Annotated in this window: 15 protein-coding genes and 1 pseudogene; 11 read left to right on the top strand and 5 right to left on the bottom strand. The window is 59.8% G+C overall.

The window, feature by feature from the left end:
* Positions 1–7 precede the first annotated feature (7 nt).
* On the bottom strand, positions 8–1,645 hold the full coding sequence (locus J4G43_RS05750; protein WP_208089249.1) for a PHA/PHB synthase family protein: 1,638 nt from the start codon (positions 1,643–1,645) through the stop codon (positions 8–10).
* A gap of 126 nt (positions 1,646–1,771) precedes the next feature.
* Between J4G43_RS05750 and mgtA the strand changes: the two genes are divergently transcribed.
* On the top strand, positions 1,772–4,315 hold the full coding sequence (gene mgtA, locus J4G43_RS05745) for a magnesium-translocating P-type ATPase (protein WP_208084227.1): 2,544 nt from the start codon (positions 1,772–1,774) through the stop codon (positions 4,313–4,315).
* A 9-nt stretch (positions 4,316–4,324) separates the two neighbouring features.
* Here the strand turns inward: mgtA and J4G43_RS05740 are convergent.
* Positions 4,325–4,660: pseudogene (locus J4G43_RS05740) on the bottom strand (SDR family NAD(P)-dependent oxidoreductase); the annotation flags it as partial.
* 125 nt (positions 4,661–4,785) lie between these two features.
* Between J4G43_RS05740 and J4G43_RS05735 the strand changes: the two are divergent.
* The 3 genes from J4G43_RS05735 (at position 4,786) to J4G43_RS05725 (ending at position 6,571) form a co-directional block, all read left to right on the top strand.
* Positions 4,786–5,619 (top strand): universal stress protein, encoded by an 834-nt coding sequence (locus J4G43_RS05735; RefSeq protein WP_208084226.1) that lies wholly within the window; start codon positions 4,786–4,788, stop codon positions 5,617–5,619.
* Entirely contained in the window at positions 5,619–5,960 is a 342-nt protein-coding gene (locus tag J4G43_RS05730) for a c-type cytochrome (RefSeq protein ID WP_049807892.1), read from the top strand. The genes J4G43_RS05735 and J4G43_RS05730 overlap by 1 nt, the downstream gene beginning before the upstream one ends.
* Before the next feature lie 146 nt (positions 5,961–6,106).
* Positions 6,107–6,571 carry a hypothetical protein gene (locus J4G43_RS05725; RefSeq protein ID WP_225004643.1) on the top strand — a complete coding sequence of 155 codons (465 nt, stop codon included), beginning with the start codon at positions 6,107–6,109 and terminating at the stop codon, positions 6,569–6,571.
* 129 nt (positions 6,572–6,700) lie between these two features.
* Here the strand turns inward: J4G43_RS05725 and J4G43_RS05720 are convergent, their stop codons facing one another.
* Positions 6,701–6,919, bottom strand: a complete 219-nt coding sequence (locus tag J4G43_RS05720) for a DUF6894 family protein (RefSeq protein WP_028153577.1) — start codon at positions 6,917–6,919, stop codon at positions 6,701–6,703.
* Positions 6,920–7,320: 401 nt separating this feature from the next.
* On the opposite strand from J4G43_RS05720, the gene J4G43_RS05715 reads away from it, so the two are divergent.
* Complete coding sequence (locus J4G43_RS05715) at positions 7,321–7,845, top strand: hypothetical protein (protein ID WP_049807895.1); 525 nt, start codon at positions 7,321–7,323, stop codon at positions 7,843–7,845.
* A 46-nt stretch (positions 7,846–7,891) separates the two neighbouring features.
* Here the strand turns inward: J4G43_RS05715 and ftsH are convergent, their stop codons facing one another.
* Positions 7,892–9,691 carry an ATP-dependent zinc metalloprotease FtsH gene (gene ftsH, locus J4G43_RS05710; RefSeq protein WP_208084224.1) on the bottom strand — a complete coding sequence of 600 codons (1,800 nt, stop codon included), beginning with the start codon at positions 9,689–9,691 and terminating at the stop codon, positions 7,892–7,894.
* 205 nt (positions 9,692–9,896) lie between these two features.
* Between ftsH and groL the strand changes: the two genes are divergently transcribed.
* From groL to J4G43_RS05685, 5 genes are all read left to right on the top strand, one after another.
* Positions 9,897–11,519 (top strand): chaperonin GroEL, encoded by a 1,623-nt coding sequence (gene groL / locus J4G43_RS05705; RefSeq protein ID WP_038953839.1) that lies wholly within the window; start codon positions 9,897–9,899, stop codon positions 11,517–11,519.
* A 77-nt stretch (positions 11,520–11,596) separates the two neighbouring features.
* Positions 11,597–11,815, top strand: a complete 219-nt coding sequence (locus J4G43_RS05700; RefSeq protein ID WP_080586738.1) for a ChaB family protein — start codon at positions 11,597–11,599, stop codon at positions 11,813–11,815.
* Positions 11,816–12,053: 238 nt separating this feature from the next.
* Positions 12,054–12,575 carry an Hsp20/alpha crystallin family protein gene (locus tag J4G43_RS05695; protein WP_028153580.1) on the top strand — a complete coding sequence of 174 codons (522 nt, stop codon included), beginning with the start codon at positions 12,054–12,056 and terminating at the stop codon, positions 12,573–12,575.
* An 83-nt stretch (positions 12,576–12,658) separates the two neighbouring features.
* On the top strand, positions 12,659–13,381 hold the full coding sequence (locus tag J4G43_RS05690) for a CBS domain-containing protein (protein ID WP_208084223.1): 723 nt from the start codon (positions 12,659–12,661) through the stop codon (positions 13,379–13,381).
* A 22-nt stretch (positions 13,382–13,403) separates the two neighbouring features.
* A complete protein-coding gene (locus J4G43_RS05685) occupies positions 13,404–13,580 on the top strand; it encodes a hypothetical protein (RefSeq protein ID WP_193375980.1) in 177 nt (58 codons plus the stop codon).
* Between the two features lie 113 nt (positions 13,581–13,693).
* Here the strand turns inward: J4G43_RS05685 and J4G43_RS05680 are convergent, their stop codons facing one another.
* Complete coding sequence (locus J4G43_RS05680) at positions 13,694–14,248, bottom strand: S1C family serine protease (protein ID WP_162136548.1); 555 nt, start codon at positions 14,246–14,248, stop codon at positions 13,694–13,696.
* A 455-nt stretch (positions 14,249–14,703) separates the two neighbouring features.
* On the opposite strand from J4G43_RS05680, the gene J4G43_RS05675 reads away from it, so the two are divergent.
* Positions 14,704–14,919 (top strand): hypothetical protein, encoded by a 216-nt coding sequence (locus J4G43_RS05675; RefSeq protein WP_208084222.1) that lies wholly within the window; start codon positions 14,704–14,706, stop codon positions 14,917–14,919.

Below are 14,919 nucleotides of genomic sequence, written 5' to 3'. Positions count from 1 at the left end.
GTCGCGTCTACTGCTCGAGCACGTAAGAGCCCGGCGCCTCATACGAGGGCGCGCTCTTCTGTCCCGAATCTGCCGCCAAGCAGGTCGGAACGGGCTGACCGGAATGCGCGGCGAGAAATCGCGTCCACTCCGTCCACCATGATCCCTCGTGGGACGGTGCGCGCCTGATCCATTCGTCGGGGCCAATATAGGGATCATGAGCCTTCTTTGTACGCACCTGATAAACCTGATAGCGCCCCTCGGCGAGATCATTGTTGAGGAACAGGCGCCGCAAATAGTCCGAATGCATTTGGTAGGGCATACGCGTGGCATCGGCGTTCCACGACATCAGTTCGCTTGGCGCGGCCCGCTCTCCGATTAGATAGTCCCGCACGACGCGCGACCAAAGCAGGTCATTGGTTCGCAACATCTGGAAGGCCCCGGCCATCTGTGCCGTTGCGAGCAGCCCCTGCCGCCACATCATATCCTCCAGGAACGCGACCTGGCTTTCGTTGATGAACAAGGTGAGCTCGCCGGCTTCCGTGAAATCGGTTTGCGCCGCGAGCAGCGTCACCGTTCGCAGGCAGTCGGGCCGCTCGCGAGCCAGCCTGGCCGCCGCGATCGACAACAGGGTACCGCCAAGGCAATAACCGGCGGCGTGGATAGCCTGTCCAGGCCGAAGCGAGTTGATGGTAGTGATCGCGGCATCCACTCCGAGCTCACGGTAGTCTTCGAGACTGAAATTGCGATACTCGGGTGTTGGGTTCTTCCATGAAATCATGAAGACAGTGAAGCCGCTTTCGACCAGGTAACGGACGAGAGAATTACGCGGCGTCAGGTCGAGAATGTAATACTTCATGATCCATGCAGACGCGATCAGAACGGGTTCGGCACGCACGGTCGACGTCGTCGGGGAATACTGGATGAGCTCGATCAGCTCGTTGCGATAGACGACCTTGCCGGGTGTGATGGCAACGTCCTTACCCACCACATAAGTCTGATCGCTCCTGAGCCTTCCACCAGCGAGCAGGGCCTGCCAATCCTCGACAAAGTTGTGCAGGCCATAGACGAAGTTGCCGCCGCCAGTCTCCATGATCTTGCGCAGAACTTCAGGATTGCTGACGGCGAAATTCGTTGGAGCCACCGTGTCCAGGCCTTGGCGAAGCGCGAAGTCGGCGATCGCCGCGTTCGAATGGGCCAGTCCGTGAATACCGGTCGTCGTCGAATGCCACCATTGCTGGTTCAGCAGGAAAGCCTGGGCCAGGAGATTGAAGGATGGCAGCTCCCAATCGGAGCCTGTGAAACGGCGGTCGTTCTCCAGCGGCCGGATCACGGACCAAGGCTGGAATACCGCATGCCTCGGCAGCATGGCATCGACAAGATCAAACGCATTCTGGATCGCCTGGCCGGCGAGGCTGGCCTGCTTCCCAGGTGAGGCCAGGAGGTGCAGTTGCCAGTCGGCAAAAGCTAGGGCCAGCGCTGCCGGCGAGACGCCGCCGGTCAACCGCGCCAGCGCCGCGTGAAAGGATCGATCGATGTCATCGACGGCTGTATCGGAGCTGGACGGCTGCACTGTCGCCTGCGCCTCAATAGCCGTGGGCTCGACGGGGATCCGGTCAGAATTCGAAACAATGGGAATACGGCCGACCGATGCTGGAGGCGACATGGGGAGCTCCTTTGGCCCCCGCAACCTAACCAAGTTGTCCGAGAGCGAATTGAGCTGCGTCAACTTAGAAATTGAGCTGCCTCTTACCTTCCTGGCCTAGTGACCAACAGCTCGGCGAGCCCTTTGATGATCAAGCAGCCTAGCGCGGCCAAGGCTTTGGCCGCTGCCGAGTTCTGGCAAACACCAAAGGACGCCCTCTACCGCGCGCTCGGCTCCGGTCCGAACGGGCTATCGCAGGTCGAAGCGGACCGGCGCCTGGCGATGTTCGGAGCAAACCACGCTGATGCCTCTCAAAGCCGATCGGTCCTGCGCAAGCTTGGGCAACGCGTTTGGAACCCGTTGATTGCGATGCTCCTGGCGGCTGCCCTCGTATCCGGATTAAGCGGCGACGTTGGCAGTTTTGTAATTATCGCAACCGTGCTGTCTCTGTCCATCACACTGGACATTGTTCAGGAACATCGCGCCGAGCTAACGGCCGAAGCGTTGCGCGAATCGGTGGCCATTCGGGCTGACGCCGTCCGCGATGGCAAGGACGTTACGGTACCGGTGACGGCGCTCGTCCCCGGAGACATCGTGAAGCTCCGTGTCGGCGACCTCATACCCGCCGATGGCATCGTCCTTGATGCCCAGGAATTGCAGATCAATGAGGCCTTGATGACGGGTGAGCCGTTTCCTGCTTTCAAAACGGACGCTCCCTGCTCCGCGGCATCGCCGGCGGAGGCGACGAATGCCCTGTTCGCCGGAACTAGTACTGTCGGCGGAAGCGGCAGGATGTTGGTGGTGAAAACCGGAGGCCAGACCCGGTTTGGCGCGATCGCTGCGGCACTGGCTGCCAATGCTCCGCCAACGGCTCTCGAGCAGGGTGTGCACAAGCTTGGACTCCTGATCCTTCGGCTTACGCTCTTTCTGACCCTCTTTGTGTTGTTGGCTCATCTCGTCGCGCAACGGGCCGCGCTGGAGTCCTTCCTGTTCGCGGTCGCACTCGCCGTCGGCCTAACGCCTGAGCTGCTGCCCATGGTGATGACGGTGACGCTCGCCCGCGGCGCGCTACGCATGGCGGACCGAAACGTTATCGTCAAGCGACTGTCCGCAATCCATGATCTGGGTGCCATGGACACGCTTTGCGTGGACAAGACCGGCACGCTGACGGAAGCCAAAATCACGCTCGAAGCGCATGTCGATCCGAAGGGGCGACCTAACGATCGCGTTCTGAGCCTCGCGTACCTCAACGGCACCTTCCAGGCCGGCGTCAGAAGCCCCCTCGATGATGCAATACTCTCCGCGCGCAACGGCGCCATAGATGGCTGGGTTCGACTCGCGGAAGTGCCGTTCGACTTCGAGCGAAGGTGCCTGTCGGTACTGGTGGCACAGAACGACGAACACATCTTGATCGCAAAAGGCGCTCCGGAATCCATCCTGGCCCGCTGCGTCGCCGTGGGCATCGATGGTCTGGCCCATCCGCTCGACGCCGCTTGGCAGCAAAAAATGAGGGACATCCAGGATCAATATGCCCGCGACGGTCTTCGGCTTCTTGCCGTCGCCGTCAGATCAATCCCGCCCGGGCAGCAGACGATTGCTGTTGGCGACGAGGCGGATCTGACCATGATTGGCTTCTGTGTATTCGCTGATCCACCGAAGCAGGATGCGGCCTCAGCCATTGAAGCCCTTACCTCGCTAGGCATAACAGTGAAAATTCTCTCGGGCGACCACGGCGCAGTGGTCTCTCACGTCGCTCGATCGGTCGGTCTTCAATCGGATCGTATCATGACCGGAGTTGAGATCTCCGGGCTCACAGATGCAGCGCTGGTGGCCCGGGTCGACAATATTGATCTGTTTGCCCGCATCGATCCTGATCAGAAGCGACGGATCATTGCCGCACTCCGCCATCGCCATCACGTGGTCGGCTTCATGGGGGACGGCGTCAACGATGCCCCGGCCATCCACGCGGCCCATGTCGGCATATCCGTCACGGGCGCGACCGAAGTCGCCCGCGCAGCCGCCGACTTGATCCTGCTGGCTCCCGATCTTTCAGTGCTTGCGGCCGGTGTGCGCGAAGGCCGCAGAACATTTGCCAACATCCTGAAGTATGTGCGAATGGGAACGAGCTCTAACTTCGGCAACATGCTTTCCATGGCCTTGGCCTCGATCGTTCTTCCGTTCCTGCCATTGCTGCCGCTGCAGATCCTGCTGAACAACCTGATCTACGACCTCTCCGAAATCGGCATCCCTTTCGATGAAGTCGACCGCGAAGACCTTGCGCAACCGGAAGCCTGGAACATGGCAAGCATCCTTCGTTTCACGATCATCATGGGAATTGTTTCTTCCGTGTTTGACGTGATTACCTTCGCCGTTCTTCTGAAGCTATTCGAAGCGAATGCGGCGCAGTTCCAGACCGGGTGGTTCGTGGAATCAATATCGACGCAGATCCTGGTGATTTTCATAATCAGGTCTCGCCGGATGCCGTGGCGCGCAAACCGTCCCCACACCATCTTGGTCGCGACGTCCTTCGGTGCCCTCATCATGGGCGTAGGACTAGCGCTCGGCCCATGGGGACAACTATTCGGCTTTACCGCTCCTTCTGCGGCACTCGTGGCGACGATATTCGCTATCGCCGTCACTTATCTCGTCTGCGCGGAGATTGCCAAGCGCCTCGCAGTTTCAATTCTGTAAGGCCCGGGAGTTGAACGCACCGTCAAGATTGGTGCGGATCACGCCCTCCCATTGCGGTCGGCTCATCTTGTGAAGCGCCGCGTCACGAACGATCCCGGCATTGTTGACAAGAACGTCGATTGGTCCGAGCGAGGACTCAACGGACTTCACTCCGATAGCGCATGCATCGAAATCACCGATGTCCCATTGATAGGACGCGATGCCCGTTCGGCTCATGAAGGCTTTGGCAGCCTCGGCGCTTCCGGCATAAGTGGCGGCTACCTGGTAACCCGCCGTCTGAAGAGCTTGAGGCACGGCGGCACCAATACCTCTGGTACCGCCCGTCACCAATGCCATCCGCGCCATGTCTAGCACTCCCGCCTGCGGTTAGGACGATATCCGACGCTCATGCGGCCACTTTGACGTGCGTCAAGACTCCCAATGGCGACATGTGCTGCTCTTTGGCGGCAAGATCGGAGCGGGAGGCACGCATGTTCAAAGATCTACTGGTGCATATTCCAACAGAGCGGTCACCGCGACCCGCCATCGATGCGTCCGTTTCCCTGGCGACGAGTGCTGGCGCGCATCTGGATGCACTTGCAACAGGATATGCCTCCACGAACGTGCCATTTGTTGCGGAAGGCGGTGCAGCCATCGCAGCGTCTTTGCAATTCGAGTATGAACGTGCGCTGGAACGCGCCCAAGCAGCACTACGTATTTTCGAGGTTGAGGCGAAGAACGCTCGGATCAATTACGGAAAATACGCACTGAGCGAGACTATCGCCGAGGCCGTTTCGAAAGCAGGGGCAGCGGCGCGCCTCTATGATCTGACGATCGTGTCACAAGGCGATCCGGATTGCGATACCTTCGACAACCAGCTTCCGAAGGAGCTCCTCTTGCAGTCGGGTGGACCCTTGCTGTTCATTCCCTATACTTTCCAGGGCACATTCAAAGCGGCACGCGTCGGCATCTGCTGGGACGGCAGTCGCCTTGCCGCCCGCGCCTTACGGGACGCGATGCCATTCATCACCGAGGCAGACGCTCTGACGACGATCACCCTCAATGCGTCCGAGGTACCGTCCGACGCATCGCCCGAACGCCTTCTGACACACCTCGCGCGGAAGAGCTTGCCGGCAAGGACCGTTTCGCTTCAATCCGACCGTGGCGATCTGCAAGCGAGCATCCTGTCGATCGCTGCGGATGAAAGCCTCGACCTGCTGGTTATGGGCGGTTACGGCCATTCTCGACTTCAAGAAACGGTGTTCGGCGGCGTCACGCAGGAGATGTTCCGCAGCATGACCGTTCCTGTCATGATGTCGCACTGATGGAGCACAATGTGAGGAGAACTGTACGCGCCATTGCAGGCGCCATACTCGCTGCGAATTTGCTCGTCTCCTCAAGCCCAACTGCGGCTTCAAGCGTCGAACAGGGCCGGCGTCTTGCGCTGCTGTATTGTGGAAAGTGCCACTCGACCGACAAGGTCAGCCCCAGCCCTCTCAAGATCGCTCCCCCGTTCAGGACGTTACACGAACGATATCCAATCGAGATGCTGCAGGAGGCCCTAGCCGAGGGCATCGTCACGGGGCATCCGACAATGCCGGAATTTCGTTTCGATGCCGATCAGGTCGGCGATTTCATGGCGTTCCTGAAGACGTTGGAGCAATGAAGGCTCGCGCACGCCACAGAGGCCTGATCGGAATTGGCTCAGCATCTCCGGCCCTACTTGGTGGAGCCTTCGGCGAGTGCTTCACAAGGCATCTCAAGGAAACGAGATTTCTGGAGACCAGTCAAATGACTCTACGGAATTCGTGCTTGGCTCTTGCGATCTTGGCAAGCGTGGGCACATCGGCGACTGCCCAATCGGACTTTGAACCTTCCCCAACTGTCAGACAATATGCGCCCCGCCTGGTCGAAGTCATGAACGCGGCCCAGCTTCAGCATCTGAAACTGTGGTTCGCGGGCAAGTCGAAGAACTGGGAACTTGCTGCGTTCGAATTGCGCCAGTTGACGGATAGTCTGGCCCAAGCTGCCGTATTGTACCCCGGCATTCCCGTAAGCAACGCAACCACGATGAAGGATCCGCTGCTCTCAATCGCAGATGCGATCGACGCTGGGGATGGTCGCAGGTTCACCGCCTCCATGCGCGCACTGACCGATCGCTGCAATGCCTGCCACACCTCGCTGGAACGCAGCTTTATCGCGATAGGCCTGCCGACCGACCAGCCGCCGCCCGCCAATCAGATATTCGCGCCGGCCGAAAAGGCCCCCAAGAAATGACGAGCTAACGCAAACCGGGCACCACAAAGATCGGCCTCGGGGGCCGGATTTCGCCTTAGATATTGTTCACTGCAGCGGCATCCGAAAAAGGCAGTCGCGCTGACAGCACCGGCGTCAACACGACATTGATCATGCTTCTTTCGGATAGATTTGCTCACGGTGAACTTCACGGCCGCTCTCGTCGAGAACGACGATGCGAAGCTCCGCATGCCCTTTCGGATTCTCTCTGCGCACCTTGTCCGCAAGGCTCTTGCTGTGCGCGATGGCAGCGCCATCACTCACAAACTCCAGGCCTGATTTGTCCCGGACGGGCACCCCGTCCTTCATGTCGAAATAGTAGGTGCGCATCGGCTCATTCCCGCGCGGTCCGGCCGTTCGGGTCGGTTAAACTCATTGGCCCGGAAGAAAGGGAGCCGCCGAGCCCAGGGGGACGGATCTCGGCGGCAACGTTGGGACGTAACCTTGGGTCGAGTTACGCAAGACGAAAGCTAACAGCCTCGTTCAGCCCTGACTTGACCTGGATCAAGCGCTGCCCTCAGCGGGACGCAAGCGCGTGAGTGAGGACTTTTGTCATCGCCCGCGCGATAAAATTAAGGTACTCGTCATTCCCGTTCTTTGCGCTCGGCCCACTCAAACACTCGGCGCGCCGTTGACGGCGCCGCGCCTGGCGTCACCATTTCCCTTTCTTGATCGGCATCAAGATCGTTTCCAGACGACGTCCTATGCTGAGACAAACAGGAGGCATCGCCATGATCGGAATTACGTTGACCGCAGATCAGATTTGCAATGCACCGACTGAGGTGCGACGATGGATTGAACATGAGGTCATTGCCGGCCTCCGCATGGCGCCACGAGATGCCGCTTCGTCGCCTCCACGTTCCACCCATCCAGCTGTCTGCAGTGAGGACGAAATCGCAGCGATATTCGGCCAATTGCGGGGAATGCCTGTCGCGCTCAGCGTCCTATTCGAGTTCAGGCAGCCCGGCATCGCCTTCGGAAACCCACCCCTGAAGAGCTTCCGGCTGATGGATATCCTGCACAACACCAAGCTAGAGACCATCGAGCAGGTGATGACCGGCCTCGATGCCATCAACGCCGCCCTTGCTGAACTGCGTGGTGATCCAGGCGCTCACTTTTGCGACTTCGACAACGAAGGTCATTGTTTCCTGGCGATCGAAACGCAAGCGAGCATCGCAAAGCTGTGGCACGACATCGTCGTTCGGCAGGAGGCGCCAGCGAGCCGTCGGGAACCGCTGCTGCGCACCGCCGGCTGAACTCGATCTACTCCGAACCCGGCTCAAGGGCCGAGTCACGCGGCAATCATGCGGCGACCGGCTCCCTGCTGGACGTGCCGCGCAGCGAAGCAAACTGATCCGACGTTACCGTTTCATTTGCGATGAGCAGTTCGACACCGGCTTCGAGCTCGGTGCGTCGTCGTAGTAAGATGTCCCTGGCGCAACGATCGCCCTCCTCAATCAGGTTACGCACGGCGAGATCGATCTCGCGGCTTGTCTCTTCCGCAGCCGCAACGACCGCATCCTGCGCCGCAGCGAGGAACGCTTGCGGCTTGGGGGCGTAGGTGCGCTGCCCCACTGTCTCATCCATGCCGTACTTGGTCACCATCTCGATCGCGACTTCGGTCGCACGTTGAAGATCGTCGGCCGCGCCGGTCGAAATGGAACCGTCGAAGATCATGCGCTCCGACGCGCGTCCTCCCATCAGCACAGCAATGCGGTTCTTCAGCTCCTCAACCGTAAGCAAGAACCTGTCCTCGGTCGGGCGCTGGATGGTGTACCCGAGTGCACCGATCCCCCGCGGAATGATCGATACCTTCTGTACAGGGTCGACGCCGGGCAGGCAGGCCGCAACGAGGGCATGGCCCATCTCATGATAGGCAACCCTCCGCCGTTCGTCCTTGCTGAGCACCCTGCTCTTCTTCTCAATCCCGGCCACGATCCGTTCGATCGCCGTAACAAAATCGGTGAACGTGACCTCCGTGCCGCTCCGTCTGGTCGCAGCGATCGCGGCCTCGTTGATGAGATTTGCAAGGTCAGCACCCGTGAACCCGGTCGTAAGGGCCGCCACTTTGTCGAGGTCGACATCCTTGCCCATACGAATCTTGCGGACGTGCACCTTGAGAATGGCAACGCGCCCGATCTTGTCGGGACGGTCAACGAGAACCTGTCGGTCGAATCTGCCCGCCCGCAGCAGCGCGGGATCCAGGATCTCGGGGCGGTTAGTCGCAGCCAGCAAAATGACGCCTGCGCTCGGGTCGAAGCCGTCAGGCTCGGACAAGAGCTGATTGAGGGTCTGCTCCTTCTCGTCGTGGCTCCCGAACGACATCGGTCCGCGGCTACGTCCCAGCGCGTCGAGTTCGTCGACGAAAATGATGCAAGGCGCCGCTTTACGGGCCTGCTCAAACAAGTCCCGAACGCGCGCAGCACCAACCCCAACGAACATCTCGACGAACTCCGAGCCCGAGATCGAGAAGAATGGCACTCCGGCCTCGCCCGCCACGGCGCGGGCAAGCAGGGTCTTTCCCGTCCCCGGCGGGCCCACCAGCAAGATTCCCTTCGGCACATGCGCGCCCAACCGGCCGTAGCTGTTGGGATCCTTGAGGAACGCGACCACTTCCTGCAGCTCGAACTTCGCCTCCTCCACGCCGGCCACGTCCGCGAAGGTGACCTTGATAGCCTTCTCGAAATAGACTTTCGCACGAGACTTACCGATCGCCATAAGCCCTCCGAAGCCCTGTCGACCGGTCATGCTACGACCGAGCCAGAACCAGATCACGAAGAAGACGATGACCGGAAAGATCCAGGATATCAATGTTTGCAATGCGCCATTTCCGGGAACGCCAGTAACGCTCACACCTTTGGCTGCGAGCCTTTCGCTCAATGCTATGTCGACCCGCGCTGTAGCGAACGCGGACTTTCCACTCGGAAGAGGCTCTTTCAATCGTCCAGTTATCGTATCGGGTCCGACGGAGACTTCGGCAACCTTATCTTGCGCGAGCAACTGCTCGAACTGGCTATAGGGAATGGCTTCGATTGAATTGTACGTCGACAGAATAAACTGCACGATCACGAGCAGCATGCCGCCCGCGAAAATGATGCTCATCGCTATGGCCTGCTTTCGCGACACTTGATCGGGCCCCAATTGCTCCTCCCATCGACGTCGGCTGTGATGGTAACCCTGGACGGCGCGCTTCGCTTGATTCAGGTCAACACCGGCAGCCGCGAACGATCGCTTAATGACCTTGGCGCAATCGCACAAACTGGTACCCAGCCCTCATTGGCAACGGCAGCAAACCTGAGGCATTCAAATGGCGCACAAGCAGGTCCTGTTCCACTCGGCAGCGCGTGAAAAAGTCTTGCGCGGCGCATCCCTGCTCGCAGATGCCATCCGCGTGACGCTGGGCCCGAAGTCAAAATCGGTCCTGATTCAGAAGGCGTGGGGGATGCCGATCGTCTGCAACGATGGCGTCACCATTGCCAAGGAATTTGATCTCAAGGATGCAGAAGAGAACCTGGGTGCTCAGGTGCTACGGCAAGCCGCCGAGAAGACCGGCGACGTCGTCGGCGACGGCACCAGCACTTCGACCATCCTTGCCCACGCCATCCTCTCTGACGGGGTTCGTAACGTCGTCGCCGGCGCGAGCGCGATCGACCTGAAGCGCGGCCTCGATCGCGGGACGCAGGCCGCCATCGCCGCTTTGCATGCCATGGCGAAGCCGGTGAAGACCAGGGCGGAAAAGGTACAGGTCGCCACGATTTCAGCGCACAACGACGTCTCCATCGGCGAACTGGTGGCAGATGCTATCGAAAAAGTCGGCGGCGAAGGCGTGATATCGGTCGAGGAATCCAAGACGACCGAGACCCTTTTGGACGTCGTCGAAGGAATGAAATTCAATCGCGGCTTTCTGTCGCCCTATTTCGTTACGGATGCTGACCGGATGGAAGCAGTGCTGCAGGACCCCTATGTGCTGCTATGCGATCACAAGATCGGCGCTCTACGCGATCTGGTTCCTCTGCTCGAGCAGGTCGCCAAAAGCGGCCGCCCACTTCTGATCATCGCCGAGGATATCGAGGGCGAAGCCCTCGCCACCCTCATCGTCAATCAACTTCGCGGCGTGCTAAAAGCCTGCGCCGTCAAGGCACCTGGCTTTGGCGATCGGCGCAAGGCCATGCTGGAGGACATTGCAATACTCACGGGAGCGCAGGTAATCTCCGAGGAGATCGGCCTGAAACTGGAAAGCTCTACGCCGCAACAGCTCGGTCGCGCCGCGCGCGTGGTCGCCGACAAGGAGAATACCACGCTGATCGGCAGCGGTGGCGATCGCGCCCGGGTCGAGGCTCGGCTGGCGCAACTTCGCGTCGAGATCGAGAAGACGACCAGCGACTATGATCGCGAGAAGCTCGAGGAGCGCCTCGCCAAGCTGTCGGGCGGCGTCGCCGTGATCCGGGTGGGAGCACCGACCGAAGCCGAGATGAAAGCGAAGAAGGAAGCGCTGGACGATGCGATCAGCTCGACGAAGGCTGCGGTCGCGGAAGGCATTGTGCCGGGCGGCGGCCTTGCACTGCTTCGGGCTGTCGCCGCTGTGGCCAAAGAAGAGGCCGCCTGCGAGGGCGACGAACGAACGGGCGTACAGATCCTGAGGCGCGCGCTCGAAGCCCCAGCCCGGCAGATCGCCGAAAATTCCGCGACCGACGGCGGCGTCGTGGTTGCACGAATGCTCGACAGCGAAGGCAATTTTGGCTTCGATGCGGCCCGGAAGGTCTATGTCGACCTGGTGGAGGCCGGCATCGTCGACCCGGTGAAGGTCGTGCGGACCGCGCTCGAAAACGCGGTTTCGGTCGCAAGCGTGCTTCTTCTGACAGAGGCGACAATGACGGAAATCCCGGAGCCAAAGCGCGAGCGGATGCCCGAGCCCGACATGGCGATGTAGCTGCAGAGCCGCGAACTCTAGGACTCAGGCCCATCGCCAATCTTCGGCTCGGGCAGATCGTGGCGTAGGAAGCAGGGATGCCTTATCGGTCAAACGAAGACCTTCCCGCGGGCGTACGACACCACTTGCCGCCTCATGCCCTGAACATCTACCGGGAAGCCTTCAATCATTCGTTTATCTCGCATGTCGGGGACCTCCGGCAGGAAGAGATCGCACATCGAACGGCTTGGGCCGCCGTGAAGCGCTCCTACGTGAAACTTGGCGACCATTGGGTACCAAGAGAATCGGAAGCATAACCGATGTGCGCTCGACGTCGGGAAGCGTCCGGCTTCCTGCCTCATTTGCTCGGATGGACGCTCGTCAACGACCTCGCACCGCATCGGACAGGCACAACTCGCACCCCATTTCATCGCCTCCAAGATCACAAAAGCTTCGAGGCATCGTTTTCGAGTTGAGCGAAATCAAGCCCGGCTCGATGGCCGAGACTATTCTTTCCGGCGACCGAGATGGTCCAACCTCCAAGGAGACATGATCATGGCAACCGAGACAAAATTGCCCGTCACAAAATCGTCCACTACGCCCGCGACCGCTGGTGAGACGTGGCGGCCGTTTCAAACGTTGAGAAACGAAATCGACCAGATCTTCGACGATTTCGGCAGCGGCTTCTGGAATCGACCGTTCCGATCGCTCGCGCGGCTCGAACGCGACCTTTCCAAGTCGATCGCTGCGCCGGCCGTCGACATCGCTGAAAGCGACAAGGCGTACGAGATCACGGCTGAGCTGCCTGGCCTCGACGAAAAGAACATTAACATCACGGTCGCAAACGGCGCCCTCACTATCAAGGGCGAGAAGCGGGAAGAGACCGAGGAAAAGAAGAAGGACTACTACGTCTCCGAGCGCCGTTACGGAACTTTCGAGCGCTATTTTACCCTGCCGGACGGTGTCAACGCTGACAAGATCGAGGCCACCTTCAAGAACGGCGTTCTCAAGGTCACGCTCCCGAAGACGGAAGAAGCGCAGAAGCCGGCCAAGACGATCAACGTGAAAGCGGCCTGACGATCTTCGCCGGCGCGAGGCTGCACTAATCGCAGCCTCGCGCTGACGCAGGATTCTCATTATCTACTTTCGGAGGGCACAAAATGCACGCAATTCATGTCATGACGAGAGACGTCGTCGCCGTAACGCCGCACACGACAATCGAAGAAGCCGCGAAGATCATGCTTCAGATGCATATCAGTGGGCTGCCTGTCATCGACGATGCTGGCAATCTCGTCGGCGTCGTCTCGGAGAGCGATTTTCTCCGCCGCAGCGAGATCGGAACTGGACGCCGCCACGCGGCCTGGTTGAAATTTTTCATGGGACCAAGGCGGGCGGCCGCGGAGTTCATTCACGAGCGCGGCCGAAAAGTCGAGGACGTCATGACGCGGGAGGTCATCACTGTCCAGGAGGAGACGTCCTTGGCGGAGATCGTCGCTCTGATGGAGAAGCACGACATTAAGCGACTTCCCGTGATGCGCGGCAAGAGTACGATTGGGATCGTGACGAGAAACAATCTCCTGCAAGCGATGGCAGGTCTCGCGCACGAAATCCCGGACCCGAAGGCTGACGATGAGCACATTTGCCAGCGCGTTATGCGTGCTGTGGAAGCCACCGACTGGCGGCCCATCGGTTTCAGGGTGACTTGCCGCCGAGGGGTCGTGCATCTGCACGGCCTCATCACGACCGGTGAGGCTCGGCGCGCGACGATCATTGCCGCCGAGAACACCAATGGCGTCAAGGAAGTTCACGATCATCTCTGCTTCGTTGATTCCTACTCCGGCTATTATGTCGAGCCCCCCGAAGACATGAAGGCGGCGGGCTGAGAATCCTCAGATCGGAGCAATCATGCTTGGATGGATCGTCCGCATAATATTTGTCATAGCAGCGCCGATCACGGCGCTGTTCGTTGCGCGCGACGCGTTAACCTTCGGCTTAATTCAGACCTTTGTTGCGATGCTCCTCGTCACGGCCCTGGTCGGGTTGATCGCCGCCTACTCCGGACGCAAACGCGCTCTTCATTGAATACGTTGGCTTATGGGTAAACTTCACCGCGATTGCGACGGGCCTCAGAACGAGGACAGCAGCAACTCCGCGACGTGACGGCTCTCGCGATGATGCTGAGGAGCACTCACTTCCTATTGGGCAGCAACAAAGAGCCTCTCGACCGCTTCCACCGGTGCCGCAAGAGCAAGTCCGTCTCTTCGCGCAACGATCACACCGATCAGCCTACCTTGTAGATTCACGAGCGCGCCTCCCGAGCTTCCCTGGCCCACAAGCAAGTCTGATTGAACCAGACTGCTATTACCGGTTCCTGGACAGGAACGTTGCAGCCCCAAAACGATGCCGAATGTCACGCTCTGTCCCCAACCGTGGGGATCACCGATGGCCAGAACTGGCTCTCCCACGTCAAGCGCGCCGGGCTTCTCCAGATCCAGCGCACGAAGGTTGCCGGCTTCGATCCGAAGTAGCGCAACGTCATCTCGATCGGATCGGACAAGCACGACGGCGTCCAGTGCTCGTCCATCTTGGAGCACCGCTTTTACAGTCGTTGCGTTTGCGACCAGGTGATTTGCGGTCACGACCAGGCCTGCCAGGGCATCCACGATGATGCCCGCTCCCTGCCACTCTTGACGCGTGGGAGGATCTGTGAATCCAGCTTCCGGGTCGAATATTCGCGACTTTGACTGCACGCCCCAGCCTCGTATCCGCACCACGGCCGGCGCGACGCGCTTCACCAGGAGAGCAAGCCTCGCCGTCGGGTAAGTCTCGCCTTGATCTCTATGAAAGTCGTTGCCCCAACAGGCACCCGCCCCGAGGACAAGCGCCAGACTCCACGCCGAGACGCCTATCCATCTTAGACATCGGCAAAAGATGATGCATGGCATAGGACGCCCGTCCGATGATCAGAGTAACATTGCCTAAAGAGCGTAACGATCTGGATCTGGGACGGTTTGAGGATTCTCAAATTTTGTCTCGCCATCCTCGCAGATCTCCGGGTGAACGTTGGATGGCCGCGAGCGGCGCCGCCTCTCTTCCCGGCCTACGGATTCTTCCTTAGGTGAAGCCCCCGAATTTCGGCTGTTCGGCCGATGCTCTAGAACGATTTCACCAGCACGCATCTGGCTCGTTGACAAAGGGGCCTGCAATGAACCACTCGATTTACTCGGCTGACAGGGCAACGCACCTGAAGGTGGTCATCTCTGTGCTGCTCGCCGGCATCGCCATCGTGGCGATCACACTAACCGCCCGCCTGACCCATCCGGAAATAGACGTGCAGAAGGCGACGGCCCAGACTGTCTACGAAGCCCGTTCAAACCATGCTCTTCCAGAGATCGTACAACGTGAGAGGCATCCGATTTAG

The organism is Bradyrhizobium barranii subsp. barranii (genome assembly GCF_017565645.3).
Classification (GTDB): domain Bacteria; phylum Pseudomonadota; class Alphaproteobacteria; order Rhizobiales; family Xanthobacteraceae; genus Bradyrhizobium; species Bradyrhizobium barranii.
This window is presented reverse-complemented; position numbering and strand designations above follow the sequence as displayed.